The organism is Paenibacillus sp. J22R98, from assembly GCF_059383835.1.
Map to the genome: position 1 here is coordinate 309,148 of NZ_JBXENW010000004.1, position 25,540 is coordinate 334,687.

Here is a 25,540-nt window from a genome sequence, read left to right on the forward strand (position 1 = left end):
ATAAAAAAACCCCATCCTTAGACAGGACGGGGCTTTCAAATGTAAACATATTTCCATATTTTCCAGTTTGACTGTTATTTCTCCATCAAAATCGATAAAAACTGCTTAGTTCGCTCCTGCCGAGGGCTTCCAAATATTTGCTCAGGTGGGCCTTCTTCGACGATCACGCCCTCGTCGATCATGATAATGCGGTCAGCCACTTCACGAGCAAACTTCATTTCATGCGTCACGATCATCATCGTACGTCCTTCTTTGGCAAGCTCGCGGATGACTTTCAATACCTCCTGCACCAGTTCGGGATCGAGTGCCGAGGTCGGCTCATCGAAGAGCAGCAGCTTGGGATCGATGGACATGGCACGCGCTATCCCGATCCGCTGCTGCTGACCGCCGGATAGCTGATGCGGGTAAGCATCCGCCTTATCCGCGAGACCAACCTTTTCGAGCAGCTCCAGCGCCCTTGCTCTTGCCTGCGCCTTCGATCGGCGTAATGCCGTAATCTGCCCCTCCATGACATTCTGAATGGCAGTCAAATGAGGAAAGAGATGATACGCCTGAAATACCATCCCCGTTTGCCGCCGCAGCGACAGCACATCGGTTATCTTGGGCTTCACGCCGGGCCGAAAGTCGATGCTCGCATTGCCAATCGCAACCGAGCCTGAGGTCGGAACCTCCAGCACATTCAGGCAGCGCAGCAGCGTTGATTTGCCTGAGCCGGACGGGCCAATAACGACGAGCACGCTGCCTTGCTCGAGGTGCATATCGATGCCTCTCAGCACGGCCGAGGAGCCGAACGATTTCGTTAGATTTTGAACCTGGATCATCGCGCCTTCGTCACGCTCCTCTACCCGGCATCATACCGTTCGTAATATCGTTCCAATCGGCGCTGGAGTATGGACAGCACCGTGCACAGCAGCAAATAGATCAGCGCCACTTCGCAATAGATGAGCAGCGGCTCGTAGACGGTTGCACTAATTTGCTGGCCTTTCTGAAACAACTCCGTGAGCGTGAGCGTCGCCGCCAGCGACGTATCCTTCACCAAGCTGATAAACGAGTTCGACAGAGGCGGAACAGACACCCGTGCTGCCTGCGGCAGGATGATCCGGCGCAGCGCTGTCAACCTCGTCTGCCCGAGTGAATACGCCGCCTCCCACTGTCCGCGCGGGATGGAGATGATGGCGGCACGAATGATTTCCGAGCCGTACGCACCTACGCTCAGCGAGAAGCCAATCACCGCCGACGGGAAGGCATCAATCGTAATTCCCACGCTCGGCAGGCCGTAGAAAATAATAAAGAGCTGCACGAGCAGCGGCGTCCCGCGGACAATCCAAACATAGAAGCGCGCCAGCTGTGCCAGCGCGCGCATCTCCGACAGCCGTACAAGCGCGGTCACGACGGCCAGCAGCAGCCCAAGTACAAACGAAATAAGCGTCAATGGTACGGTAAACGCTAATCCCGCGTGAAGCAAGGGCAGAAAAGAATCCAAAAAGATCTGCAGCAGCCGCTCTGTGCGATCGCTCATAATGATCAACCGCCCTCTTTACTGCGATACATCCTCGCCAAAATAGGTTTTGGAAATCGTCAAATAGGTGCCGTCCGCTTTCATATCAGCTAATGCCTTATTAATGGCAGTGACCAGCTCCGCATTGCCCTTATGGAGCAGCAAGCCGCTTCGGGATGCATTATTCGTCTCGTCGACGACTTTAATCGGAACATCCGGACGCTGCTTTTTCAAATCCAGGAAGCTCAGCTTGTCGTTGATGGTCGCATCAATCCGGCCCGAGGTGAGCAGATCGATCGCTTGGTTAAAGCCGTCTATCTGAACAATCTGCGCACCGTTTGCTTTTGCAATATCACCCAGGTCGCTCGTTAGCGACTGCCCCGACTTCTTGCCTTTGAGATCCGCCAGCTTCTTAATGTCGGTGTTGCTCTCCTGCACGATCAGCACGGCCTTCGAGACAATATAAGGATCGGAGAAATCATATTTCTCCTTCCTGTCATCCCGAATCGTGACCTCGTTCGCCACCATATCGAAGCGCTTCGCATCAAGACCGGCAAGCATGCCGTCCCACTTCGTTTCGATGAACTTCGCTTTTACGCCGAGCCGCTTGGCCACTTCTTCCGCGATCTGCACGTCAAATCCCGTAAGCTTCCCGTCTTTATCGTGAAAGGTAAATGGGGCATAGGTGCCCTCCGTACCAATCGTAATCTCGCCGTTCGACTTGATGGTTTCCAGTAGATTGGTGCCCGGCGCATCGGCATGATTGTTTGATTCTTGCTTGCCGCAGGCGGGCATAGTAAAGGTCAGCAGCGCAGCTGCCGCAAGCGTCATATAGAAGCGGTTTGATCTTGTATTCATCGTTGTCATTCCCCCCTTATTCTTTGGGGATAGTATGCTAACTTCTTCCTTGGTTCATTCCTCCTCTTAGCCCCAGGATTGTACATGTCAAGGCAATTATCGGAGCGCTCGTTCGTTGACAGTCCGAAGGGGTGTACTATAATAAATAGAGCTACTTACACGGCTAGCAGAAAGGAAGTCACCTTATGAATCAACTGACAGGCGCAACCGCCGGCATGCCGCGCTCGAGACGGCTCTGGACGGCGGCCGTGCTCGGCTCGCTGAGCGCATTCGGACCGCTGTCGCTCGATATGTATTTGCCCGCGCTGCCGAAGCTGGCAGACGATTTAAACACGAGTACCTCGCTCGCGCAGCTCAGCCTAACTGCTTGCCTGATCGGACTCGCGCTCGGACAGCTGTTCGCAGGCCCAATCAGCGATGTGCGCGGCCGCAGGCAGCCGCTCCTGATTGGCTTGCTGTTGTACACCGTATCTTCGTTGTTATGTGCAATCGCGCCATCGATCGGCACGTTCATCGTACTGCGATTCGTACAGGGTTTAGCCGGTGCCGCCGGTATCGTGATCGCACGCGCAATCGTGCGCGACTTGTACACGGGGCCTGAGCTAACCAAGTTCTTCTCGCTGCTCATGCTCGTCAACGGCATTGCGCCGATCGCCGCCCCCATATTCGGAGGGCAGCTGCTTCACTTTATGACTTGGCACGGCGTGTTTGTCGTGCTGGGTGCAATCGGTCTTATTATGTTCCTTGCCGTACTACTGGGTCTTCCTGAGACACTCCCGATCAATCGGCGTGCGAAAGGCGGGATATTAAACACGCTCTCGACGTTCCGCGGATTGCTGACGAACCGCTCGTTCATAGGCTACGCATTGGCGCAGGGCTTCGTCATGGCCGCGATGTTCGCCTACATTTCCGGCTCGCCGTTCGTACTGCAGGATGTGTATGGCGTATCTCCGCAGGTATTCAGTCTCTGTTTCGCTATTAACGGGCTCGGCATTATCGTGGCCAGCCAAGTCGCCGGCCGGCTGGCAGGCCGCGTGAACGAGGCGAAGCTCCTCGTCACCGGACTTTGCCTGGCTGCAATCGGCGGCGTCACATTGCTGCTTATGCTGCTTATCCATGCGCCGCTGCTGCTCGTATTGCTTCCGCTGTTCTTCGTTGTCGCAAGCGTCGGAATCGTGACCACGATGGGCTTCTCGCTCGCGATGCGCAGTCAAGGCCATGCCGCCGGCAGCGCCTCCGCGCTGCAAGGACTCATGTCGTTCATGTTCGGCTCCATCGTTGCGCCTTTTGTCGGTATCGCGGGCAGCAACACGGCAATTCCGATGGGCATCATCATTGCCGCTCTCGATATTCTGGCGCTCTTGATCTTCCTCGTATTGGTCGGCAAATCGGCCAATCGGCAATGACAGCAGCACCGGCACAAAAAATCCCCTTCATCCGGGCAGCAGCGCTAACTTGCGCTGCATCCCTCGGTGAAGGGGATTTTTATCGACTCTGTTTAGCCAAACACGCGCTTGATCGCTTCCAAATACGCCATTCCATTCTTCGTATCCGGCTCCAAGTAGCTGCCTTCCGTCCACTCGTTCCATGCGTTAACCGTAAACGCCGGGAAGCCGTTCTCCCCGCTCGTCAGAAACTGCTTCATCCTCACAAGCGACAGCTCAAACTGTGCCGGCGTGTTGCCGGACAACATGCCCATATAAGGATAGCCCAGATTATCATACGCGTCCGACTGCACGGTTCGCGGCGAAGAGTCCCAGCCCATCGTCACATTCGGCAAATAAGGCAAGCCGTACATCGCGGAGAATTTAGACCAATCCTCAGCCGATTTCAAGCTGATCTCGGCATAGGGCGTCTCCGGAAACGTCGGCAGCTCCTGATGGTGAATCCATACGTACGAGGAGATACTGTCGATACCTAACGCAGCCAGCAGCTCGTTGCCGTTGGTGATCTTCTGCTCGCCGGGAAGAATCTGCACGCCCCATACAACCGCATTCAGATGCAGCTCGCCCAGCCCGGCCGCGCGGACACGGGTCCGGAAATCCTCAAGCGCCTCTCTCGTCGCCTCGATGCTCCCAAGCCCTTTGACCAAGCTCATCAGCTCGTACACCGAGAAATACAGCTTCCCATCCACGCGCCAATAGTTCGACCGAGTGAAGTACGTCCGAATCATGTGATCGGTTGCCTGCGTAAATGCCTCCCGGCTAACCGTACCTTGCGCCAAAATATTGTACGGCGTGCTCCGCTGAGCCGGATGGATATCCATCCAATCATGGTTCGCCCACATTAGTGCAAACTTCAACCGGCTATTGTTATCCGCGCCAAGAAAACCTTCCTCAAGCGCTCGATCCAAATACGGCCCATCCTCGTACCAGTACCAGTCGAAAATAAACGTATCCACGCCATGGTCGGCAGCGGCATCGATTTTGCGCGCCATGACGGCAGGGTCTGCTTCATCCTCATAGCCCCACAGCGGCACTTTCGGCTGATCGTGACCTGCAAAACGCGGCTCAGCGCGCTTCGTCAGCTCCCACTCCGTCCACCCTTTGCCATGCCAGGCTTCATTGCGTTTATCCACGTGATAGTTCGGAAAATAATAGACGGCTACTTCAACAGGTTTGCTCATCGTATCAATCGGCCTCCAAACGAATAAAAGGATCATCTGCTAGGTCCATCCTACCCCAGCCGCGATGATCCTGTATTTGGAGCGCAGGCGTTATTTTTTGCACAAAAAGCGAAAGAGGCGGTTAGCAGAGAAGTTGCTTTGAAATAGCTAGCCGCGCCTAGGGGGTTCCGCGCAGGGAATCGCCGTAGGCGCGCGGCGGTATCCCTTCAAGCTTCTTGAAGAGCCGGCTAAAATAATGCAAGTCCTCATAGCCGCACAATACGGCAATTTCGCCGACGGACAATTCCCCTTGCCGAAGCAGCTCTTTGGCCCGCTCCATGCGAAACCGCGCCAAGTAGCGCGTCCAAGAGAGGCCGGTCGCTTGTTTGAAGAGCGTGCGGGCATACTTGGCCGTCATGCCGTAGCTGCGCACGATCGCGTCTATGTCGAGCTCCGTGCGATAGCCTTGGCGCATCAGCTCGATCATTTCTGCAATCATGGACTTATGAGGACTGTCCTGTTTAATGCCCTCGGAGGTATGCGTGTCTGCAAGCAGCAGCCCGATCACATCGAGCAGACAGGCGCGCATCCGCACCTGGTAACCGAAGGGTTTGTCGGTGAACAGGTCCAGCAGTTCGGCGAACCGATCACCGAATCGATGCGATTGCGCTCCGGAATGGTAGACAGCCGGCAGCTCGAAATCGGTAAACTGCAACGTCTGCCGCTCCAGCAGTCCCTCCTGCACCGGCACCTCGGGGAGATTCGCATAGTCTACTTTGACGTAGACGTCGTCCGAGAAATCCTGCTCCTGCCCCAAGTAGATCGGGTCAAAATGGCAGGCGTAATATGCGAAAGAACCACCTTCCGGCACCCTGCATGCATTAACCGTGAGCGGAGGAATGATGTGCAGATCGCCCGCACGCAGCACATATTCCACGTCGCCGAGCGTGTAGCAGGCACTGCCTCGCGTCACATAGATAAATTCATAATCGTAGATTATTCTGCGGGGCACGCGGTAGCGGTCATCGCCTTCATTGTAGTGAACATACCGCACGTATGGGGCCAGCTGCAGCAGGCCGATCGGTATAGGTTGCGACATGCAGCGATGCCTCCCGGTCGAATAAGATGATTTTATTATAGGCTAAGTCAAAATCATGCGCACGGCAAACAACGCAAGCGCTGCGCACATTATGCGAATGAGCAGCTTGCTGCCGATTTTGCGTGAGATGATCGCTCCAACGTAGCCGCCAATCAGCGCTCCCGGGGCAAGCGGCAGCACAAGCTGCCAGTCCCACTCCCCGCGATACAGATGCATGCCGCTGCCGAACAGTGCCGACACCAAGATGACGGACATCGAAGTCGCAGTCGCGATATGCGGCGGAAACCGGAAGAGCAGCACCATGGCCGGGATAAGCAGCACGCCGCCTCCGATGCCAAGAAGTCCTGAAATCAGGCCGACTACCCCTCCGATAATGAGTGCAGGCAGCATACTGTAGCCATATTCGAGCTGGGCTCCGCTTCCATCCATGTATGTTTTGGCGTATCGCCATTTTCCGCGAAAAGGTTTGATGCGGCTGCGAAGCAGCAGCAGTACTACCATGAACAGCATGAAGAACCCGAACGCCCGGCGGAAGACGTCAGGCTCAAACAGCGAGGTTAAGCTGGCACCGACCACCGACATCGGACCGCTCGAGATGGAGAAGAAGAGCGCGCAGCGCAGATCGGTTTTGCCCTCTCGGTAGAACGTGATCGTCGACGTCAAGGAAGTGAATACGAGTACGCCCAGCGAAACGCCGACCGCCAGCGTTGTATCAATGTCCATGCCCAGCATGGAAGGGCCGAGCAGCAGCAGCGCAGGTATAATGATGACGCCGCCTCCGAGACCGACGACGGCACCGAAGGTTGAAGCGACTAATCCAAGCGCGAACAGAACGAGCAGCGTGGGCAAGTCCCACAAGAATGAATCCGGAGCCATCAGCGTGTGCAGCCTCATTTCTTGTATTTCTTGTTGTGTTGTAGCCTTTGCCTCCTATTATACAAAAATAAGAGCTCCCCCGCGTCCATTAACAGACACTCGGGAAAGCCCTTATTGTTTATAAGAAATGATGAATATCATTATTCCGTTTCTCCATCTGCTGCTTGTTCTTCGGCAGCAGCCTCTTCCGCAACTTCTTCGGATTCTTCAGCTTCTACAGCTGCTTCCTCTTCCGATGATGCTTCTTCTTCAGATGCTTCTTCCTCGGATTCTTCTGCCGCTTCCTCAGCTTCTTCAGCTGCTTCTTCGGCTTCCTCGGATGCTTCAGCTGCTTCTTCTGCAGCTTCTTCGCTAGCTGCAGCTACTTCTTCAACTGCCTCCAGCTCGCTTGAAATTTCTTCTGAAATGATCTCTTCCTCATGGCTCATAGTAATCACCTCCTGGGTTGTTGTTACTATTATTGTAGCGCTTTCATAGAAGGAAACAAGAGTGTAAAATGTCGGAAAATAGCAGTTGCAAACTTTATTTTCCGATATTCATAGATTGTGACGAAAAGGCGCAAAAACTGCGTGAAATAGGCGTTTCTTGCATGTTTGCAGCCGGGTCTGGTCAGACTAACAGAGGCGAATTCCGAAGGAGGTAACGACATGGATCAAACGAGCGATTTCGTGAACAAAGTACACGATACACAGGCCAAAGACGAAGGCAATAAACAGCGCCAGGGCAAGGGTGCCCCGGCCAAACAGCTGGGCAACAAGCAGCACGCCACGAACAAGTAACCTTGGGCGAATAGGGCAGCAAAAAGGCGGCGCAGGTGAAATTCCTGCTCCGCCTTTTTTGTTGGTTGGTGCTTCGTAGCAAGTGGATCGCTGGGTGAGATCTAGGTGAGTTTCTTGCTCGAAATTTGCTGCTTCCGCTACCATGTAGATCTCTGGATGTGCTTCTTGCATCATATTCGCTGAGTTTGCTTATTGCGCTATATTCAGCGCTTTTGCTCGCCATGTAGACATCTGGGTGAACTTCTTGTGTTGTTCTAAGAGCTACTCTTTACTCGGTTCCACAGCGTTTCGGCGAATGTGTTGCTCTAGGAGCTACTCTTTACTCGTTCCCGCCGTTTTTCATCGAATGTGTTGCCCAAGGAGCTACTCTTTACTCGTTTTCGCTGACTTTCGGCGTATGTGTTGCTCTAAGAGCTACTCTTTACTCGTTCCCGCCGACTTTCGGCGAATGTGTTGCTCTGGGAGCTACTCTTGACTCATTCCCGCCGTTTTTCATCGAATGTGTTGCCCTAGGAGGTACTCTTTACTCGTTTTCGCTGACTTTCGGCGTATGTGTTGCTCTAAGAGCTACTCTTTACTCTCCTCCGTCTGAAGCGCCTCCATGATCTCCTCGGCGGCGCGCTCGCCGCTTTCGACGGCGCCGTTCATGTAGCCTTGGAAGACGACGGAGGTGTGCTCGCCGGCAAAATGGCAGGCACCCTTGCTGCCCTCGCGCTCCGCCTCAATGCCTGTGAACTTGGTATACTGCCCGACCTTACGGTAGGCATACGAACCGAGGGAGAACGGATTGCCCGGCCAATAGTCGCGCGTTACCTTGCCGTTCCAGCGCTGCGTAATACCCGGTATTACCGGCTCCAGCTGATGCAGAAACTGCTGCGCTCGCTCCGGCAGCGAGCCGAGGTTCATCCCATCAGCCGCGTTGCCCCCCGTATACGCGACCAGAATACCGGATTTGCCCGGCTGGCCGCGGGTAACATCGAACGTATTTTGATAGCCGCCATCTGTGATGGTGTCGCCGTTACAGCCGGCCGAAGTCCAATGACGGTCGGTGAACTGCACATGAAGCTTGCTGTTTGACCCCATGCCGAGCTCCTCAATCGCTGCAAGCTTCAGCGGCCGAAAACCCGCCTTGCTGTAGTCCACAGAACTGCGCAGAATCGAGAACGGAATCGTGAGCACCACATGCTCCGCGATCACCTCATGCGTGCCGCTCCGATCTTGCATGGTCAGCCGGTAACTGCCATCTGACGCCTCCGCGATTGCGATTAACCGGCAGCCGCGCTGCAAAGTGCCGGGCGCAAGCCTGTCCAACAGGCGATGCATAATTTGATCGTTCCCCCCGCGCACATGGTACCGCTCATCCGACACGCCAAACACACTGAACTTCTCCCCATCAGGGATATAATCGTGAAGATATAGGAAGTTCAAAGCACTCTGCTGCGAGGACTCCGCCCCATACTCAATGTTGCAGGCCATATCGATCAGCTTCCCGAACTTCGAAAGCTTGCCGCCGGGCACGCTCTCTTCAATCCAATCCACGACCGACATCCGGTCGAGCTCAAGGCCCCGAGGCGTATGTTGGTTATACAGCGTTGGGAATCCTGCAGCCTTCAAGTCCGCATTTAGCTTCGGCACAACCGCCTGAAAGTCTCGCGTCGCATCCGCCAGCGTATAAGGCACGCCGTCAAAATAATAACAAGGCTCCGTACCCTCCACCTCGGCAAGCAGCAAATCATTCAGCGTAAGGCCAAGCTCGTCAATTAGCCTGCGCAAAGCAACATGGCCGGTATCAATCAGCATCCCGCCGCGTTCAATCGACTGCCCATCGTCAAAAGCGCCGCGCCGGGTATCGACTCGGCCGGGAATCTTTTTATGATCAGCCTCGAACACGATCGGTGCGAAGCCTGCCTGTTCCAGCCGATACGCGCAAGTCAGACCGGCCAGACCGCCTCCAATAATGGCAATTCGGGATGCAAACACAGATCGCGAAGCTTGCACCGGGGGATGAAAAGGGGAGGTAATCGGCTCGGCATGAGGCAGCGCAAGCGGGTGAGCGGCTTTTCGTTTCCATTCGTATACGACCTGTTCAAACGGGATTTTTCTTTGGTTAGCCTCTTCGAGAACGACATACATGTCTTTAAATAATCGAGCCAGCGCGGTATGAGGCATACGATCCTCCTTCATGGACTTTTCCACTATCTATCAATCTAGTACTATGTATGTGCAGTCGATAAGAAAGAGGAAACGGCACTCTACCCGCAACTTGATATTTTTTCGCGCATAACAAAAAAGGCCCACAACTCTTCAAGAAGAGTCATGGGCCTCAGCCTCGTTTAGATGCGATTAGTCGACGTAGCCGGCAATGCCTTTATCCATCAAATATTCCATCTCAACGTCCAAAATCGTTTCCACCGTCAGCTCGTCCAGCTTCAGCCCCGGCCGGCTCAAAATATAATCCACCAGCTCATCGCTGTCGATATTCACTTCGCCATTCTTGTCCTCTTGCGCATTGTTGATAAACGTCTGCTCATGCTGCAGCACTTGCTCGATGCTGCTCGGTGCAGCTTTTGTTTTGCCGGCGATGAACTGAACCAGCTCTTGCATGTTGATTTCTTCACTCATGTGGGGTCAACTCCTAGTCGGTTAATTGTGGTAAAACCATTGTATCATCACAGTTAGGGGATCAGCAAAATTTTGCCCGTACTCGCACGGCTCTCCAAGTAGCGATGCGCCTCAGCGCCATCGGCTAGTGCGAATGTTTTGGGATCTGACAGGCGGAGCCTGCCCTCCAGCATATCCGTAAACAGTGCGTTCCCGCGCCTACTGCGTTCCTCCGCCGATGTAATGTGGTTCCAGAGGTCGCCGCCGGTGAGCGTTTTGCTCGTATCCATCAGCATCCGCGGATCAACCGGTGCCGGATCGCCTCCCGCCATCCCGAAGAAAACGACCGTTCCTTTGATGCGAACCGCTTGGAAGCTGTCCATCAACGTAGAACCTACGGAGTCGTATGCCACATCGAGACCTGCACCTGAAGACCACTTCAACACGTCACTCACCCAGTCCGTATTGTACAGAAATACTTCGTCTGCCCCTGCGGCAAGCGCCGCATCACGTTTCTCAGCGCTGGAAGTGAGGCCGATGACTACGGCTCCTCTTGCCTTACACAATTGAATGAGCAGCTGGCCAACGCCACCTGCCGCCGCGTGAACAAGCACTTTATCCCCTTGTTTCACCACGTAGCTGTCGTTGACAAGATATTGCGCCGTCAGCCCCTGCAGCAGTACAGCTGCGGCTGCCTCGAAGCTGATGCCTTCCGGAAGCTTGATGACCCGGTCAGCAGGCACAAGGACAAGCTCCGCATTCGCATGCGGCACATCCGCGAACCCGACGCGGTCTCCGACTCGGATGCCCTCCACATCAGACGCAACCTCCTCGACCACGCCTGCTCCTTCATAACCCAGTATGTACGGCGGTTCACCGACCAGATGGTAGTTCCCGCGCCGCCGATAGATATCCGCATAATTGAGACCGATCGCTCGTGTCCGAACTTTTACCGTTCCGGACTGAAGCGCCGGCTCCGGGATATTTTGAAGAGTCAGCACCTCTGGCCCTCCGAATGTATGGAAAACTAAAGCTTTCATATTATATTCTGTCACCTCACCATGGATTCAACCTATAGCTTACTCTTAACCCGTGCCGGGCTCAAGTTGACCAGCTAAAGCGTAACCCTCCGGCTTAGGATATCCACTTAAAAAATGTTACAATACTCTCTACAGTAACGTTCGGTCCATACCGTTTCAGCGTGTGTAAGGGAGATGTTCATGGTGATGACAAGCAATGGGGAAAAGAAAGAGAAAGATACACGTCGCATCTTAATAGTGACGGCTGTCGACGCCGAGCGTGACGCCGTGTTGCGCGGGCTCGGCGAAGAGGCGGCGCAGTTTCATGTGATCGCCGCCGGCGTTGGCCCGGCGATGGCCGCGGCGGTAACAGCGGCGACACTGGCGCTGGGCGGCGGAGCCGGTGCGGCGCGTGCGGCCGAAACCGCTGAGGCAGGCGCGATCACAAGCCTCGCCGAAGGTGTGGCGAGGACGAGCCTAGCGGCGAGTTCCGCTGAGGCGGGCGGCCGGGCGGCAAGCGCGGACGCTGCTGAAGGGAGCGCGCGTGGCGCTGAAGGCGGGAGCTTCGGCGGTGCGCCGAGCTTCGGCGCAGCTGCGAGCACGGCAGCGAGCCCAGCTGCCGCCGTGACCGCGGGCGGGTACCGCCTGGTCGTCAGCGCAGGCATCGCCGGCGGCTTCGCCGAGCGGGCCGCGCTCGGCTCGCTTGTGGTCGCGAGCGAGATCATCGCCGCCGACCTAGGCGTCGAGACCCCGGGCGGCATCGCCAGCGTAGATGAGCTCGGTTTCGGCTCATCCCGCTTCGGGGTCTGCGCGCGCAGCGCGAGCGCTTTGGCCGCGGCGCTTAGCGCGGCCGGTCTGCCGGTTGTCACGGGGCCGGTGCTCACCGTGACTACGGCAACAGGCACAGCCGCCACAGCTGCGGAGCATGTGCGGCGCGTGCCGGAAGCCGCAGCCGAAGCGATGGAAGGCTTCGGCGTGGCAAGCGCAGCCCGGCACTTCGGCGTGCCCGTGCTGGAGCTGCGCGCGATCTCGAACGCGGTCGGCCCGCGTGACCGCGAAGCGTGGCGCATCGGCGACGCGCTTCAGGCGCTTGAGCGCGGCAGCGCAATTCTTAAGGAGGTGCTCCAATGACAATGAATATCGCGTTCTCTCCATGTCCGAACGATACCTTTGTATTTCACGCCTTGGTGCACGGATTGATTCCGGGCGCACCGGAGTTTGACGTGACCTACGCGGATATCGATATTACAAACAACTGGGCGGCAAAAGGCGCCGGCCCCGAAATACTCAAAATCTCCTACGCCGCTCTGCCATGGGTGTTGGACGATTACGCCCTGCTGCCTTGCGGCGGCGCGCTTGGCCGCGGATGCGGTCCGCTCGTGCTGACCAAAGGCGAGGCTGGCAATCCGGCCGCGCTGGCCGGCAAACGCATTGCCGTGCCAAGCGATCGCTCCACCGCTTACCTGCTCTTCCGTCTATGGGCCGCGCAGCTTATCCCTGACGGCAATATGGAAATCATCGTCATGCCATTCCATGAAATCATGCCTGCCGTCCGAGACGGCTCCATCGACGCAGGTCTCGTTATCCATGAAGCCCGTTTCACGTACCAGAACTACGGTCTCAACATGGTGGCTGACCTCGGTAGCTGGTGGGAATCCGATACCGGCCTGCCCATTCCGCTCGGCGCCATTATCGCCCGCCGTTCCCTCGATGCAGCTTCGCTTACGTCGTGGATCACGGCCTCTGTCGAATACGCATGGGCACATCCTGAGGAATCTGCTGCTTATGTCATGCAGCATGCTCAGGAGATGTCGCCGGACGTTGCTAAACAGCACATCGCGCTGTATGTCAACGACTACTCGGCAAACCTCGGCGAGAGTGGTTACGCCGCCGTCGAAGCGCTTCTTGGACGAGCTGCCCAAGAAGGCCTCGTACCTGCATTCGACCTAGCCAAGCTTCGCCTCTAAACCAGCCACAAACACAAGAGCTGCCCCAAAAGTGAATAACTTTTGAGACAGCTCTTATTTGCATGCAACTAGTTCTAAGAAACGCCCTCACGGTTCGTTAACGGCAGTAAGGCTGCCCCAGCTGTATCCTCAGCTCTTAACCCCAAGCTCCCGCTCAAACAACTGCTGATTCCCCAAGTGGAACTTGCGCAAATTGCGCGGGAACGGACATCCCTCAATCAGCGCATCAATAGCTGCCTGATCCCCTGCCGAGACAGCTTTCCGCATGGCCGCTATGTATGCGAAATCCGCAGTCTGGCGGCGTTTCATCTCATCGCGATCGACAGTTGAATTGCCGTGACCCGGGATCAGCCGCGCAACGGAATGTGCAGTCAAAATCGTATCCAGCTTGCTGATGCTCGCCTCGTACAACGTGCTGCTGAAATAAATGTACGGAAACTCAATATCCGACCAGTAATCGCCGGCAAGCAGCAGTCCAAGCGGCTCCACCACGGTGTACATGCCGTCATCATTATGCCCAGGTGACAGGTAGAAAGTCAGCTTTGTCCCGGAGCCAAGCTGCAGAACTTGTCCGTCATACTCTGCCCGATGCTGTACAACCGGATAGCTGATCTCGTAGTCGCGCTCCAAATAATAGCTGTCCTCGAAGCCCCGAATTTGCTCGAGAATCGCTTCCTTGTCCGTCTCGTTCTTATCCGCCAATGCAGCAGATGCAATCACTTCCGCGTCCGGGAAAGCCCCGTATCCGATAATATGATCGTAATCCGAATGCGTGAACAACACATACTTCTTCCTTCCAGCCGCAACCTCATCAGCATACTGCCGAATCTCTTCGACCTCATGAGGCAGCCAGCATGGATCAACAATGATAATCGCATCCTCGGTCTCAATGACCGCCGACATCGTTTTATAGAGCGCGCTCTCGAACAGCGTCAGCGCGCCGTCTTTTCGTTTAATCATAACAAACTCAGCCTCCCCAAATTTGTACCGGAATGATCACTATGTATCTCATTTCTATTTTACTCGTACTTTCATTTGTACCTGTATTCGCGCCTACAACAAACAATCGCCCTCCAAGCTAGGCTTGGAGAGCGATTCATCTCTTACAATTCCACAGCCGGAGCTGTTTGCGCAACGCGCATCAGCCGCTTCATATCGCGGAAACCGATTAATCGCTTGCTCGGCTCATGCCACAATCGGAAGTTAAGCGAGCTCAGGCTGGTAAGGATCGTAATCGTCCTCACTTCCTGCATGCGCGGGTTCGTTTCATGAACCGCTTCCAAATTGTAATTCGGAATCCGCGGGCTTAAATGATGAATATGATGGAAGCCGATGTTGCCTGTGATCCAATGCAGAATGCGCGGTAATTTATAATAAGAGCTGCCATGCATCGCAGCCTTCACGAAGTCCCATTCGGCATCCGCCTCATAATATGACTCCTCGAATTGATGCTGCACATAAAACAGCCAAATACCTGCAACACTTGAGATAAAGAAGATCGTACCTTGGATCAGAAGAAATGCCTGCCAGCCAACAGCCCAGCAAAGCAGGGCAGCTACAGCTGCAATTCCGGCATTCGTAATATGCGTGTTAATCCGTTCTTTCGTGTTTGCACGTTTGCGATTGAAGCGGTAATCGATCAAGAAGATGTAAATCGGTCCGATGGAAAACATAATAAATGGATTGCGGTACAACCGATACACGAGTCGGCGCAGCGGTGAAGCGCTCAAATATTCGTCTACGGTCAGCGTCCAAATATCGCCTGTTCCCCGACGATCGAGGTTGCCGCATGTCGCATGATGGACCGTGTGGCTGTGCTTCCATTGCATATAGGGTACATAAGTCATGATGCCGGTAATGGTACCTACGATATCATTGGCTTTACGATTTTTGAAAAATGACTTGTGACAGCAATCATGGAAAATAATAAAAGTCCGAACGAGAAATCCGCCCGCAATAATGGAAACACCGACTGTCAACCAAGGGGAGATGGATAAGCAGAGGTAAGCCGCGAGCCATAGCAGCACTACAGGTCCGATCGTGTTGATGAGTTGCCAAATACTGTTTTTGAGCTTCGGTCGTTCAAATGCTGCAATTTCTTTACGCCAATGGCCTTGCTCAGCTTTTATCATTAGGTTGTTTTGTCCTCTCTCCGCGCTGCTTTTCTCATCTATATTGTATCAATAACGGTACTACGAAAGATAGGCACAAGTCGTTCCATTAATTCTGACGAACTTTAGGAGGTGCCTTTGATGGTTTATGACTGCATCATCATCGGCGGCGGAATCGCCGGACTGCAGGCGGCTATTCAGCTCGGACGGTATGCAATGCACGATGTTCTTGTCATCGATTCCGGTGATGGCCGTTCCAAAATCTGCCGCAGCTATCGAAATCTGCTGGGATATCCTGGCGGAGTGTCCGGCGATACCTTACGACAGGCAGGTCTTGCACAGGCAGCCAATTATGGGATCGAGGTCCTAACGGATACCATTCACGAAGCTCGCCGCATTGCCGGCGACTGGTTTGAGCTTCATGGCAGCAAGCAAGCAAACGCGCCTTACCGAACGCGGACGCTGCTGATCGCCACGGGTGTGATGGACCGGCTGCCGGATTATCCGGAGCTGCGGCCATGTCTGGGGCTCACCGTATTCGTCTGCCCGGATTGTGACGGCTACGAAGTGCGGAATCGCAGCACCCTCGTGCTCGGTGCAGGCGATGTCGGTGCCCGCATGGCGCTCACGCTGCGGACGTGGACAGACAAGCTGCTGTACATCGACCAAGCACCGCTGTCGCAATCCGTAAGCGCCCCAATACAAGAGCAGCTCGCAGCCGCTTCGATCGCTTATCGAAGAGAGGAACACCTTCGCGTCAACGCCGATTGCGACGGCAATCTGAAGAGCGTCACCTTGCAGGATGGCATCGTCATTGAGGCAGATCGCGCTTTTCTCGCTTATGGCGGCAACGAGGTGAGATCCTCGCTGGCCCGTCAGCTTGGCGCCAAGCTGCACGAGAACAGCCATATCTGGACCGATCCGCGCAGCAAAATGACCAGTATCGCCGGCGTTTGGGCAGCCGGAGACGTTGCCGTACATTCCGAGCAAGTGTCCATCGCAATGGGCGAAGGCGCACAAGCCGCTATCTGGATTCATAAGACACTGTTGAAGATGAAGCAGCCGCAACCGTAGCTGCAGCCACATATCCGGATCAGCGAAGCTCCACTACTTCAGCGGGCATCACTTGTTCGCAATATGTACTTTGAGTACCTTCCCTTTCACGGTCGTATTCTTCATCGCCCGCAGGACCAGGGAACCTTTACCGTTCAAAATCTCCACGAAGGTCGCGCTATCCTCAATCGTAATAATGCCGATATCTGCTGCAGTCATGCCTTCCAGCTTCGCGATCGTCCCGACGAAATCCACCGCCCGCAGCTTCTTCTTCTTCCCTCCGCCAAAATACAGCTTCGTAATATCCTGGCTCAGCAGCTCGCGTTTATCGAGACGCGGCGCGTCCATGGCGCTCAGCTTCGCTTCGAAGGCTTCCTTCGCTTCAGCAACCCGCGCTGCGCTTGGCGGCTCTGCGCGCGGCAGCTCAAAGCCGATGTAGCCTTGGATATCGTCGAGGTATCTGCCCTCACTTGGCGTTGCGAACGTAATCGCGATTCCGCTCTGTCCCGCGCGTCCGGTCCGGCCTGTACGGTGCACGAAGTTTTCTTTATCCATCGGCAGGTCATAGTTGATGACATGCGTAATATTCTCGATATCGATCCCGCGTGCCGCCAGATCGGTGGCCACTAAGTAGCGGAACTCCCGCCGACGGAAGGCATGCATAACGCTGAAACGATCATTTTGCTCCATACCGCCGTGGATTTTGTCGCAGGGATATCCGCTTTGTCGCAGCATACGGCTCACTTGGTCAACTGCTTCCTGCGTGCGGCAGAAAATCATGCAGCTGTCCGGATTTTGAATCGTCGTGACGGCCTTGAGCAGCTCCGGCTTTCGCTCATCCTTCACGATGTACAGCGTATGCGCGATCCGATCCGTCGTAATGCCTGCGGTTTCAATCTCAATATCAATGGGGTTCTTCATATGCCGATGGCATAGCTGTTCCACATCCGGCGGCAGCGTTGCGGAGAATAACAGCGTGACCCGATCCTTGGGCAGCTCCTTAATAATAGACTCCACTTGCTCGATAAATCCGCGATTCAGCATCTCATCGGCCTCATCGATGACCAGGTAACGCAGCAGATCGACATCCAGCGTCCCGCGTTTGATATGATCCAGCACACGTCCGGGCGTACCCGCGACGATATGAACCTTCTGCTGCAGCTCCAGCTTCTGCTGGGCGAACGGCTGCTTGCCATAGATGGCAACGGCTTTAATGCGTTTGAATCTGCCGATATTGATCAGATCCTCTTTGACCTGCCCCGCCAGCTCCCGCGTTGGCGTCAGCACGAGCGCCTGCGGTCTGTTCTCCTCCCACTCCACGAGCTCACAGATGGGTATGCCGAACGCGGCCGTCTTGCCGCTTCCGGTTTGGGATCGGACGGTGAGATCGCGCTGCGCGAGCACCTCCGGGATGACTTTGCTCTGAACCGGTGTCGGCTCCGTATAACCAAGATGATCTAGTGCACGAACGATTTCCTCGCTTAATGGATACGTATGAAATGGGTTTACTTGCATGGTTGCTCCTTCGCCGAATCATTGGGATGCTATTAGTATAGCCTAATTTTACCTCGACGCCGTTGTTTTGGTACAATAGTCTTACCACGAAATTGTGACAGCCAGGGAGGTCATCCCAGTGCATGAAGGGAAAATCATTAAATTTTACCGCGAAAGAGCAGATTTGACGCAAGATCAATTGGGACTTGGCATCTGCTCGGACACCCATATCAGCAAAATCGAACGGGGCATTACCGACTACTCCCAAGAAGTGCTGGACCTGCTGTGCGTGCGGCTTGGCATCAGCATGGATTGCGAGCTGGCGAAATTCAGCAACATCAAAAAAAGGCTGTACGATTGGCATGATGCCATCGTGAAGCAGCTGTCCGCGGACATGGAAAGCATTAAGGCGGAGCTCGAGCAGGAAGCGCTTCTGCAAATCTCCGAGTATGAAACGCTTTATTTGCTGCTTCAAGCGAAGTACCTGCTGCTGAAGAATGAGGTGGAGATGGCGCTGCGCATCATCAATCGCATTCGCAAAACGGCGGAGCGGCTGCCTGACTTCGAAAGCAACCTCTTGAAGCATGTAGAAGGCATCTATCATTTATCCAAACAGAATCATGTAGAAGCCGTCGCAATACTCAAGACCATTAACAATAAGGAATATAATAATCCGGAGTATTTTCACCATTTGGCTATGGCATATCATACGATGAAGTCTGAGGTCATGGCCTATTTCTACGCCGAGAAGGCACGGAATTTCTTCAAGGAGATCAACTGCTTCCTCCGTGTCATCGATGCGGAGATGCTGATGCTCATTCAGGTGCAGGATGATCCGCAGCATGATTTTAAAGAAGTGATCGCACGGTTCGAGAATTTGATTCAGAGCTGCGATATGTGTAACGCGCCGGACCGAAAAGCCAAAGTCATACATAATTTAGCCTATGAGTATTTGCGTCGTAAGGATTATAAGAAGTCGAGCGGCTTCTACAAACAATCCATGGAGCTTAAGAATCCCCGAACGCTTCCTTATTTGCTGTCGTTGGAAGGCTATCTTCGGAGCTGTTTCATGGGCGGTCTGCTGCAGGCGGAAGAGCTGGAGCGGCTGGCCCAGGCGGGCCTGACAGGCGCTAAGGCCTTAAAGGATCAAGTCTTCATCTTACTCTTCACGATGCTGCTCCTCCTGATCAATGGCAAAGAGGCGGAGTACTATCAGTATATGAACGACGAGGCGCTGCCGGTCTTTCGCAAATTCGGCTATGTGTACCTCATCAGACGGTCAGAACAGCAATTGTTTCATTATTACGCAAGAACAGGTAATGCGGAAGCGGCACTTCGAATGGGGCATTATCTCATTCAAGATCAAGATATCCTCTAATGCCTTACTAAACAAATGACCCGCGGCAGGAACACTTCGTTTTAAAGTGTCCCTGTGCGGGTCATCGTTTTTAAGGAAGACTATTTTCTAGTGCGTTTTTTGGAGGAAGTTTTTGTGCGTTTGCCGCGTTTTACGCTCGAAACCATGACATCTTTCTCGGAATACGTGTAGCAGTGTTGGTATACCGGGCAGCAGTGATGCTGTTTGACGACTTCTACGGCGTGAACAACGTTTACAAGCTGCGGATGGAATACATTCTCGTATTGCGTTACAGGAGGATCATAGATGGTTTGTGTAGGGCAGTCCGGACAAAATTGGTCGTTCATGCCTCCCACGTTGCCTGGCCCCATATTGTTTGGTCCCATATTGTTTGGCCCTATGTTTGGTCCCATATTTGCACCGGCAACTTGGCCCATCATGTGTGGATAATTACGTTTCAAGGTATTATCTCCTTCCTTGTTATGGAATACATCACATTGTATTCACAGACGAGCAAGGCGGCCTGTACGCTTGCCATGGAAGGCGATGGCCTTCCGCATTTACGCGGGTTTCCGCTAGGGAGAGATGCCGGGGAGCCTCATGAAGACACGAAAAAAGCCGCTCAGCATCGCAGAATGTCATTAAGTTAAGTAACTTAATGACATTGCTGCATCGCTGACGGCTTTACTTTATATAGACAAAATTAGAGCGTCTTGACCTCAAGCAGCTCATACACGATAACGCCCATCGGCGCATTTACATGAATCCGGCTGCCTACTGCTTTCCCCAGCAATTCCTTGCCAAGCGGGCTTTCGTAGGAGATTTTATTGTCCTGCACATCCGCTTCCGCCGGAGCTACGATTTGATATTCAATCCGTTCGTTGAACTCCACATCGTTCAAGATGACGCTCGAGCCGATTTGAACCGAGCTCGTATTGTTCGGATCCGTCTCCACGATACGAGCGGTATTGAGCATTTTCTCTAAGATGATGACGCGTGTTTCCAAGAATGATTGGTCATTCTTCGCAGAATGATACTCGCTGTTCTCTTTCAAATCCCCATAGCTAATGGCAAGCTTAATCCGTGCGGCCAGCTCTTTGCGTTTCACGTACTTGAGGTCATCAAGTTCCTCCTGCAATTTAGCAAAGCCCTCTTTAGTCAAAATCATTTCTTCGTTAGACATCGTTACAGCTCCCGTTCCATGGTATTCCTCTATTCTACTCGATTTGGGGCCGCATGTCGCCTCGATGCCCACCCCAATAATTGTTGACAAAAATAAGGTTCCCTATAAGAGGGAACCCTTCACAAAAATTGTTAAGATATTTTGTAGTTAAAGATCGATCGCCACATGCGGTTTGCTATAGTGGCTCACGCCTCCGCCGCCTACCAAAACCTTGCCCCCACTAGGGAAAACAAGTAATTTGGAAGCGCCGGTGCTCAGCAGCACCGTAACCTTCGCATCATTTCGGGTTGCCGTATACACGACATACCCGCTTCTTGTCAGAGAGGTTCGCCAATAGTTACCAAACTCTGAGCGGACCACCCGGTTGGAGTAAACCTGATTCTCTCGTTTGACCACCTTGGATTGATGTCCCTTAGCTTTGGCCATCACTCGCATCCATCCTTCATCGCGTAGTTAATCCTACGCTATCCTATTCCGATGATGGATCGTCGACTGGACATAATGGTACATAGATATCGAGCTCCGAGTCCGCGCGGCCTTCATGAAAACGAGCATCGTAGTATTCAAAATCAAAATCGCAATCGCCCAAGCTGCGCAGCGCCTCGCCGGAAGCCGGAAGCCATTCGCCATAGATATAGCGAAAAGTCTCACCGAGCAGCTCGGTCGAACCCGTATGCGTGAAGACCGCGTATCTTCCGAAAGGGATTGTATACACCTGTACATCTCCGGGCATCGCCGGCGACGGGTCTGCCACCTCGGTGCCTGCCATATAAGCAAACTCTCTCTCCCGTTCTCCGCCTGATTGCGGATTGTAAATCTCCAGCCCGAAGCAAATCCGTTCGTCTACCTTGCCCGGAATACTCGCCCAGATGCGGCTGAGCGATTTCCAGGCCTGCGCAATGTTCCGATCCTTCGTCGTATCCGTCGTACATAACACGCCCGCAATATGGATCATCTCGCGGTCAATCAACACCGGCTCTCTCATCGTACACGCTCTCCTTCGCAGGGATTGCGGAGGCTCTCCGAACCGTTTCATAAACGAGCGGATGAAGGCTTCATGGCTGCCATAACCAATATCAAAGCCGATATCCGTGCCGGATTGCTCCGATTCCCGCAGTCTTCTCGCTGCATATGCTAAGCGGCGCTCTCGGATATAATGGGACAGCGTCTCACCCGTGCAAGAGTAGAACAGCCGATGAAAATGAAACGGAGAATACCCCGCCAGCTTCGCAAGCCCCTCCAATCGAAGCTCCTCCTGCAAATGCTGTTCCACATAAGCGGCGGCCCGGTATATTCCGGCATACCGCTCTTCCTCCTCCATTCGGATCACCTCCTTACGTCAATGTTAGGTCATCGCTGTTACGTGCACCTGACATTTCTTGCGAAGCTACATAAAAAAAGGCGCATCGCCGAATATGACACGGGATGCGCCTGCTTAATCTGATTATTTATACGGTAGCTTTGATTTGCTTGCTACGCAGTTGGCCGCAGGCGGCATCGATATCCGTTCCGTGCTCCAGCCGGACGCTGACGCTGACGGATTGTTTCTTCAATGTATCGTAGAAGATGCGAATCGATTCCTGCTCGCTGCGCTGATACTGGCTGTGTTCGTCGACCGGATTATAGGGAATCAGGTTCACGTTCACAAGCTGACGGCGGTCGCCGACCAGCTCTGCCAGCTGCAAGGCATGCTCCTTCTGGTCATTGACATCCTTGAGCAAAATATATTCCAGCGTCACACGGCGCTTATTCTTGCTTAAGTAGTAATCGATCGCCTTCATCAGCGGTTCAATCGGAATGGCGCGATTGATCTTCATGATGCGCGTGCGGAGCTCATTGTTCGGCGCATGCAAGGAAACGGCCAGGTTAACGCCTAGGTTGCGATCGGTGAACTCTACGATTTTGTCGGCCAGACCGCTTGTAGAAACCGTAATATGTCTCGCCCCGATGGCAAGACCCTTATGATCCTTGACGGTTTCGATGAAGTCGACCATGTTCTCGAAGTTATCGAACGGCTCCCCGATGCCCATTACCACGATGTGGCTTACCAGTTCACCCTGCTGAGCGGCATCCAGATGCAGCTGCACCTTCATAATCTGCCCGACGATTTCGCCTGCTGTCAGATCCCGGCTCTTCGCCAGAAGGCCGCTTGCGCAGAAGCTGCAGCCGATATTGCAGCCGACCTGCGTAGTTACGCAGACGGACAGCCCGAATTTATGCCGCATCAGTACGGTCTCGATCAGATTGCCGTCCTGCAGCTTAAGCAGGAATTTAATCGTGCCGTCAGCCGATTCTTGTTTCGTATGTTCGCCAAGCGTCTGAATGTCGAAGTGCTCTGCCAACAGCTCCAGGCAAGCACCGTTCACGTCAGTCATCGCTCCGAATGTCGTAACCCGCTTCCGGTACAGCCAATCCCATACTTGCCGCGCGCGCGACGGTTTATGTCCATACTCCCCAAGCCAGCTGGTCAGCTGATCAAATGTGAAGCCATATATGGATGGTTTATGCATATCCGTTATCCTCTTTTCAACACCTTGAATTTCGTCCCCATGAACTCTCTGACTAGTATTGTCCCAAAATTCCGAGGCGAACACAAGGGCGGATCACGGAGGCTGCCATTCTAGCCTATGAATTCGGCAATTCGCTTGTTCACCGTTTCCCGCAGGTTCAGCAGCCATTCGCTCTCTGCAGGATAGCTGCTGAACGTAATGTTGCCAATAAGTGCTTGCAGCTCATCCTTCCCGCCCAACTCTTCCAGCAGGGCAAAAGCTCTCATATCCTGCAGCGCCTCATAGAACACTTCCATACGGATGGACTCAATCGGCCCCTCTTCTCCCGGGTAAACAAGGAAAGCATCACCCGATGGGAACGCATGGCCGGCATCTGTAGTGATATAAGGATTGATTGGCTTGATTGAGTACTGGCTGTACCAGAAATTGAAGCCCCAGTGCAGGAAGCCGGTAATGCCGAACTTGTGCATCTGCACGCCGAGAATCCGGTTTCGAGCAGACGGGAACGTGAAGAACCGGTTAGACACTTCCTTATATTGGCCGCAGCAATAATACGTCCACAAATCCGGAACGCCTGCTTCAAGGAACGGTTCGATATGATTCGTCGCCGGAATTGGCCGTGGAACAAGGCCCGATTCATAGAACTCATAATCGGACAAGGCGTCAATAACCGGATAACCTTGCAGCATCGGTCTGAGCCAGTCGCTCGCTTGGCGATAATCCTCAAGCGCGCTCATGCTTGGCTCATCGGAAATGTGGAAGTAGACCTGCTTCTGAAGGCCGCGGCTCTCTACCCATTTCAGCAGCTCCGGAATGAGCTGTCCCAGGAAGCTGCGATAGTCCTCGCCGGAAGCTTCCGTTTCCCAGCCGAAAATCCGCTTGTATTCGCCATTCTCATGGGCCATGATCTTAGGCGCATGCTTCGCACCCCACTGGGTGTACAAGTGGGAGAACTCGAAGTAACGAACGCCAACGGACAGACACAAATCCGCCCAGCGGTCCAGCTTGTCGAAACCGAATGTATACTGGCCGCCTGTTTTCACGACATCCACCAGCTGCACGGTAGGGCGCTCTCCGCCTACAGCCGTATCGAGCGGCGGCGTGAACAGCGGCGTCAGCAGCAAATTGATGCCATGTCTCACTGCTGTACCGATAAAGGCTTCCAGCAAGCGCCAGTGCTCTTCGCTGAATACCGGTACGTTGTATTGGGTCGCGATACAATCGGTATGGAACCACTCGGTGTGAATCAGCTTCTGCTCGGGAAGCTCGCACGGAATGACCGTGAGCGCGAAGCTCTCTTGAGCGAGCGTTTCCCCTTCCGACGATTCAAAAGCTATAGCGATGTCGAATGTTCCGCCTTGCTCGGCGCGGTCTACTTGTACGGTCACCCATACGGAGCTCCACACATTCGGGAGTGCCGTTATCCCCGTTGTAATCGGATAGAGCGGATCAGGGAATAGTCCCGGTGTCGCTTGGAAGATCCGCTCATCATGATCGGCATACATCGGCATCTCCGATGGAACAAGTCCGACGGAGCGGACGGTGATTGCACTATTTTGCAGCTGGGAAGTGACGGTTAGGTTGATGTTCTTGCGCATCTGCGCACTGCGGTAGGCGACTTGAAAGGAATAGACTTCACCCCGAAGGGCGCTGCCCTTCTGGTATGCAGGCTCTTGGAGCTCGCCGTCTTTGGCGAAAATTTTGACGAGTGAGCTAACGCACCGCGTCTCCAGCTGATTATGGTTCAAGTTCATCGTTATTTCCTCCTTGGAAAATAATTAAATGAGTACAAGCGTGCCAAATCGTTGCGGTTTATGAAAGTTAACCAACCCTGTCGGCTGCCAGGCTTGATACTCCCGGATGCCATCCGGCCGTTCGTCGATCCGGTAGAAGTTAACCCGCCAGCGGAGTCCGGCTTCAAGCGGCTTGTTGAACATGCTCGCCGGAATGCGGATGTCATACAGCCATTGCCCGGGTTGAACCTCGCTCACCTCGGTATGCAGCCCCTCAATGTCCCAGTCCGTATCGATCCCGATCGAACCGCTGCCATCATTGGTGATCCGCGCATCGAAGATAACGTTGCGGGGACTGATCTCCAGCTCTATGTAATGCGTGCCTCTGCCATCCTCATCGATAAACACTTCAACTACGTCTTGGTTATACAGCGGCTCATCGCGCTCGCTGTAATCCGATACGATATGTGCATCCTCGCAGTGAAACTGAATCAGCAGCTCGTCTGCCGTCCAGCCGCAGCGGACCTTTGTCCATTCTGTCGGCGCATCCCCGCTGACCGTATCGCGCAATAGAATCCATTCGCTATCCATACCGTTCGTCCCGCTGATTTGCTTGCATTCGTAGACTTGCTGCTCATTAGTGTCCAAGATAAGGCCCACCTCTGCTCCCATAGAATCTTCCATATCCCTCTCATCATCATAGCTAATCCCGGTGCCGATTGATTTAGCATAAAGGGATAAAATTTAGACGATTCCGAGATCACGCGGACGCGGGCAAGAAGGTATAGATGCAAAAA

At 54.0% G+C, this 25,540-nt stretch carries 26 protein-coding genes; 6 read left to right on the plus strand and 20 right to left on the minus strand.

The annotated features are described in order from the left end of the window. Positions 1–74: 74 nt before the first annotated feature. Genes AC50Y3_RS14700 through AC50Y3_RS14710 form a run of 3 tightly spaced genes read right to left on the minus strand, consistent with a single transcriptional unit; the run spans position 75 to position 2,329 of the window. Positions 75–821 (minus strand): amino acid ABC transporter ATP-binding protein, encoded by a 747-nt coding sequence (locus AC50Y3_RS14700; protein WP_494819469.1) that lies wholly within the window; start codon positions 819–821, stop codon positions 75–77. A 20-nt stretch (positions 822–841) separates the two neighbouring features. Next, a complete protein-coding gene (locus AC50Y3_RS14705) occupies positions 842–1,519 on the minus strand; it encodes an amino acid ABC transporter permease (RefSeq protein WP_494819470.1) in 678 nt (225 codons plus the stop codon). An 18-nt stretch (positions 1,520–1,537) separates the two neighbouring features. Beyond that, positions 1,538–2,329 carry an amino acid ABC transporter substrate-binding protein gene (locus AC50Y3_RS14710; RefSeq protein WP_494819637.1) on the minus strand — a complete coding sequence of 264 codons (792 nt, stop codon included), beginning with the start codon at positions 2,327–2,329 and terminating at the stop codon, positions 1,538–1,540. A gap of 212 nt (positions 2,330–2,541) precedes the next feature. Here AC50Y3_RS14710 and AC50Y3_RS14715 point away from each other — a divergent pair, with 212 nt between their 5' ends. Then, a complete protein-coding gene (locus AC50Y3_RS14715; protein ID WP_494819471.1) occupies positions 2,542–3,762 on the plus strand; it encodes a multidrug effflux MFS transporter in 1,221 nt (406 codons plus the stop codon). Positions 3,763–3,854: 92 nt separating this feature from the next. Here AC50Y3_RS14715 and AC50Y3_RS14720 read toward each other — a convergent pair whose 3' ends face one another. The 4 genes from AC50Y3_RS14720 to AC50Y3_RS14735 all read right to left on the minus strand — a co-directional run bounded on the left by AC50Y3_RS14720 (position 3,855) and on the right by AC50Y3_RS14735 (position 7,364). Next, entirely contained in the window at positions 3,855–4,982 is a 1,128-nt protein-coding gene (locus AC50Y3_RS14720) for a glycosyltransferase WbsX family protein (RefSeq protein WP_494819472.1), read from the minus strand. Between the two features lie 157 nt (positions 4,983–5,139). After that, on the minus strand, positions 5,140–6,060 hold the full coding sequence (locus tag AC50Y3_RS14725) for a helix-turn-helix domain-containing protein (protein ID WP_494819473.1): 921 nt from the start codon (positions 6,058–6,060) through the stop codon (positions 5,140–5,142). 42 nt (positions 6,061–6,102) lie between these two features. Next, positions 6,103–6,954, minus strand: a complete 852-nt coding sequence (locus AC50Y3_RS14730; RefSeq protein ID WP_494819474.1) for a sulfite exporter TauE/SafE family protein — start codon at positions 6,952–6,954, stop codon at positions 6,103–6,105. A 122-nt stretch (positions 6,955–7,076) separates the two neighbouring features. After that, positions 7,077–7,364, minus strand: a complete 288-nt coding sequence (locus AC50Y3_RS14735) for a hypothetical protein (protein ID WP_494819475.1) — start codon at positions 7,362–7,364, stop codon at positions 7,077–7,079. A gap of 219 nt (positions 7,365–7,583) precedes the next feature. Between AC50Y3_RS14735 and AC50Y3_RS14740 the strand changes: the two genes are divergently transcribed. After that, the gene (locus tag AC50Y3_RS14740) at positions 7,584–7,715 is read left to right on the plus strand and encodes a DUF4023 domain-containing protein (RefSeq protein WP_494819476.1); all 132 of its coding nucleotides are present in this window, start codon (positions 7,584–7,586) and stop codon (positions 7,713–7,715) included. Between the two features lie 567 nt (positions 7,716–8,282). Here the strand turns inward: AC50Y3_RS14740 and AC50Y3_RS14745 are convergent. From AC50Y3_RS14745 to AC50Y3_RS14755, 3 genes are all read right to left on the minus strand, one after another. After that, positions 8,283–9,884, minus strand: coding sequence for a flavin monoamine oxidase family protein (locus tag AC50Y3_RS14745; protein ID WP_494819477.1), 1,602 nt, complete (start codon positions 9,882–9,884; stop codon positions 8,283–8,285). 174 nt (positions 9,885–10,058) lie between these two features. Beyond that, entirely contained in the window at positions 10,059–10,337 is a 279-nt protein-coding gene (locus AC50Y3_RS14750) for a hypothetical protein (protein ID WP_494819478.1), read from the minus strand. A 53-nt stretch (positions 10,338–10,390) separates the two neighbouring features. Then, positions 10,391–11,356, minus strand: a complete 966-nt coding sequence (locus AC50Y3_RS14755; RefSeq protein ID WP_494819479.1) for a quinone oxidoreductase family protein — start codon at positions 11,354–11,356, stop codon at positions 10,391–10,393. A gap of 441 nt (positions 11,357–11,797) precedes the next feature. Between AC50Y3_RS14755 and AC50Y3_RS14760 the strand changes: the two genes are divergently transcribed. Both AC50Y3_RS14760 and AC50Y3_RS14765 read left to right on the plus strand, forming a co-directional pair. Continuing rightward, the gene (locus AC50Y3_RS14760; RefSeq protein WP_494819638.1) at positions 11,798–12,466 is read left to right on the plus strand and encodes a futalosine hydrolase; all 669 of its coding nucleotides are present in this window, start codon (positions 11,798–11,800) and stop codon (positions 12,464–12,466) included. 2 nt (positions 12,467–12,468) lie between these two features. After that, a complete protein-coding gene (locus tag AC50Y3_RS14765; RefSeq protein ID WP_494819639.1) occupies positions 12,469–13,302 on the plus strand; it encodes a 1,4-dihydroxy-6-naphtoate synthase in 834 nt (277 codons plus the stop codon). Positions 13,303–13,431: 129 nt separating this feature from the next. On the opposite strand, the gene AC50Y3_RS14770 is transcribed toward AC50Y3_RS14765, so the two are convergent. Both AC50Y3_RS14770 and desA read right to left on the minus strand, forming a co-directional pair. Then, positions 13,432–14,262: an MBL fold metallo-hydrolase gene (locus AC50Y3_RS14770; RefSeq protein WP_494819480.1), complete on the minus strand. Its 831-nt coding sequence runs from the start codon at positions 14,260–14,262 to the stop codon at positions 13,432–13,434. A gap of 143 nt (positions 14,263–14,405) precedes the next feature. Then, positions 14,406–15,434: a Delta(5) desaturase DesA gene (gene desA / locus AC50Y3_RS14775; protein ID WP_494819481.1), complete on the minus strand. Its 1,029-nt coding sequence runs from the start codon at positions 15,432–15,434 to the stop codon at positions 14,406–14,408. A gap of 120 nt (positions 15,435–15,554) precedes the next feature. On the opposite strand from desA, the gene AC50Y3_RS14780 reads away from it, so the two are divergent. Next, positions 15,555–16,487, plus strand: a complete 933-nt coding sequence (locus tag AC50Y3_RS14780) for an NAD(P)/FAD-dependent oxidoreductase (protein WP_494819482.1) — start codon at positions 15,555–15,557, stop codon at positions 16,485–16,487. A 48-nt stretch (positions 16,488–16,535) separates the two neighbouring features. Here the strand turns inward: AC50Y3_RS14780 and AC50Y3_RS14785 are convergent, their stop codons facing one another. Then, a complete protein-coding gene (locus AC50Y3_RS14785; RefSeq protein WP_494819483.1) occupies positions 16,536–17,981 on the minus strand; it encodes a DEAD/DEAH box helicase in 1,446 nt (481 codons plus the stop codon). 118 nt (positions 17,982–18,099) lie between these two features. On the opposite strand from AC50Y3_RS14785, the gene AC50Y3_RS14790 reads away from it, so the two are divergent. Next, positions 18,100–19,338, plus strand: a complete 1,239-nt coding sequence (locus AC50Y3_RS14790; protein ID WP_494819484.1) for a helix-turn-helix domain-containing protein — start codon at positions 18,100–18,102, stop codon at positions 19,336–19,338. A gap of 80 nt (positions 19,339–19,418) precedes the next feature. On the opposite strand, the gene AC50Y3_RS14795 is transcribed toward AC50Y3_RS14790, so the two are convergent. The 7 genes from AC50Y3_RS14795 to AC50Y3_RS14825 all read right to left on the minus strand — a co-directional run bounded on the left by AC50Y3_RS14795 (position 19,419) and on the right by AC50Y3_RS14825 (position 25,391). Further along, positions 19,419–19,778 (minus strand): hypothetical protein, encoded by a 360-nt coding sequence (locus AC50Y3_RS14795; RefSeq protein ID WP_494819485.1) that lies wholly within the window; start codon positions 19,776–19,778, stop codon positions 19,419–19,421. A 242-nt stretch (positions 19,779–20,020) separates the two neighbouring features. After that, positions 20,021–20,500: a transcription elongation factor GreA gene (gene greA / locus AC50Y3_RS14800; protein ID WP_494819486.1), complete on the minus strand. Its 480-nt coding sequence runs from the start codon at positions 20,498–20,500 to the stop codon at positions 20,021–20,023. 147 nt (positions 20,501–20,647) lie between these two features. Beyond that, the gene (locus AC50Y3_RS14805) at positions 20,648–20,926 is read right to left on the minus strand and encodes a hypothetical protein (RefSeq protein WP_494819487.1); all 279 of its coding nucleotides are present in this window, start codon (positions 20,924–20,926) and stop codon (positions 20,648–20,650) included. Positions 20,927–20,969: 43 nt separating this feature from the next. After that, positions 20,970–21,821 (minus strand): AraC family transcriptional regulator, encoded by an 852-nt coding sequence (locus tag AC50Y3_RS14810; RefSeq protein WP_494819488.1) that lies wholly within the window; start codon positions 21,819–21,821, stop codon positions 20,970–20,972. 127 nt (positions 21,822–21,948) lie between these two features. Next, positions 21,949–23,010: a dual-specificity RNA methyltransferase RlmN gene (rlmN, locus tag AC50Y3_RS14815; RefSeq protein ID WP_494819489.1), complete on the minus strand. Its 1,062-nt coding sequence runs from the start codon at positions 23,008–23,010 to the stop codon at positions 21,949–21,951. Positions 23,011–23,120: 110 nt separating this feature from the next. Further along, the gene (locus AC50Y3_RS14820) at positions 23,121–24,764 is read right to left on the minus strand and encodes a DUF4091 domain-containing protein (RefSeq protein WP_494819490.1); all 1,644 of its coding nucleotides are present in this window, start codon (positions 24,762–24,764) and stop codon (positions 23,121–23,123) included. A 24-nt stretch (positions 24,765–24,788) separates the two neighbouring features. Beyond that, on the minus strand, positions 24,789–25,391 hold the full coding sequence (locus AC50Y3_RS14825) for a carbohydrate-binding family 9-like protein (protein WP_494819491.1): 603 nt from the start codon (positions 25,389–25,391) through the stop codon (positions 24,789–24,791). Between the last annotated feature and the right edge of the window lie 149 nt (positions 25,392–25,540).

Bases quoted from the DNA above. Each gene is read 5' to 3' on its own strand.
- AC50Y3_RS14705 (WP_494819470.1), bottom strand. From the start codon at position 1,519: ATGAGCGATCGCACAGAGCGGCTGCTGCAGATCTTTTTGGATTCTTTT.
- AC50Y3_RS14710 (WP_494819637.1), bottom strand. From the start codon at position 2,329: ATGACGCTTGCGGCAGCTGCGCTGCTGACCTTTACTATGCCCGCCTGC.
- AC50Y3_RS14810 (WP_494819488.1), bottom strand. From the start codon at position 21,821: ATGGAGGAGGAAGAGCGGTATGCCGGAATATACCGGGCCGCCGCTTAT.
- greA (WP_494819486.1), bottom strand. From the start codon at position 20,500: ATGTCTAACGAAGAAATGATTTTGACTAAAGAGGGCTTTGCTAAATTG.
- AC50Y3_RS14785 (WP_494819483.1), bottom strand. From the start codon at position 17,981: ATGCAAGTAAACCCATTTCATACGTATCCATTAAGCGAGGAAATCGTT.
- AC50Y3_RS14715 (WP_494819471.1), top strand. From the start codon at position 2,542: ATGAATCAACTGACAGGCGCAACCGCCGGCATGCCGCGCTCGAGACGG.
- AC50Y3_RS14745 (WP_494819477.1), bottom strand. From the start codon at position 9,884: ATGCCTCATACCGCGCTGGCTCGATTATTTAAAGACATGTATGTCGTT.
- AC50Y3_RS14780 (WP_494819482.1), top strand. From the start codon at position 15,555: ATGGTTTATGACTGCATCATCATCGGCGGCGGAATCGCCGGACTGCAG.
- desA (WP_494819481.1), bottom strand. From the start codon at position 15,434: ATGATAAAAGCTGAGCAAGGCCATTGGCGTAAAGAAATTGCAGCATTT.
- AC50Y3_RS14770 (WP_494819480.1), bottom strand. From the start codon at position 14,262: ATGATTAAACGAAAAGACGGCGCGCTGACGCTGTTCGAGAGCGCGCTC.
- AC50Y3_RS14725 (WP_494819473.1), bottom strand. From the start codon at position 6,060: ATGTCGCAACCTATACCGATCGGCCTGCTGCAGCTGGCCCCATACGTG.
- AC50Y3_RS14755 (WP_494819479.1), bottom strand. From the start codon at position 11,356: ATGAAAGCTTTAGTTTTCCATACATTCGGAGGGCCAGAGGTGCTGACT.
- AC50Y3_RS14730 (WP_494819474.1), bottom strand. From the start codon at position 6,954: ATGAGGCTGCACACGCTGATGGCTCCGGATTCATTCTTGTGGGACTTG.
- AC50Y3_RS14700 (WP_494819469.1), bottom strand. From the start codon at position 821: ATGATCCAGGTTCAAAATCTAACGAAATCGTTCGGCTCCTCGGCCGTG.
- AC50Y3_RS14750 (WP_494819478.1), bottom strand. From the start codon at position 10,337: ATGAGTGAAGAAATCAACATGCAAGAGCTGGTTCAGTTCATCGCCGGC.
- AC50Y3_RS14740 (WP_494819476.1), top strand. From the start codon at position 7,584: ATGGATCAAACGAGCGATTTCGTGAACAAAGTACACGATACACAGGCC.
- rlmN (WP_494819489.1), bottom strand. From the start codon at position 23,010: ATGCATAAACCATCCATATATGGCTTCACATTTGATCAGCTGACCAGC.
- AC50Y3_RS14720 (WP_494819472.1), bottom strand. From the start codon at position 4,982: ATGAGCAAACCTGTTGAAGTAGCCGTCTATTATTTTCCGAACTATCAC.
- AC50Y3_RS14820 (WP_494819490.1), bottom strand. From the start codon at position 24,764: ATGAACTTGAACCATAATCAGCTGGAGACGCGGTGCGTTAGCTCACTC.
- AC50Y3_RS14805 (WP_494819487.1), bottom strand. From the start codon at position 20,926: ATGGCCAAAGCTAAGGGACATCAATCCAAGGTGGTCAAACGAGAGAAT.
- AC50Y3_RS14765 (WP_494819639.1), top strand. From the start codon at position 12,469: ATGAATATCGCGTTCTCTCCATGTCCGAACGATACCTTTGTATTTCAC.
- AC50Y3_RS14735 (WP_494819475.1), bottom strand. From the start codon at position 7,364: ATGAGCCATGAGGAAGAGATCATTTCAGAAGAAATTTCAAGCGAGCTG.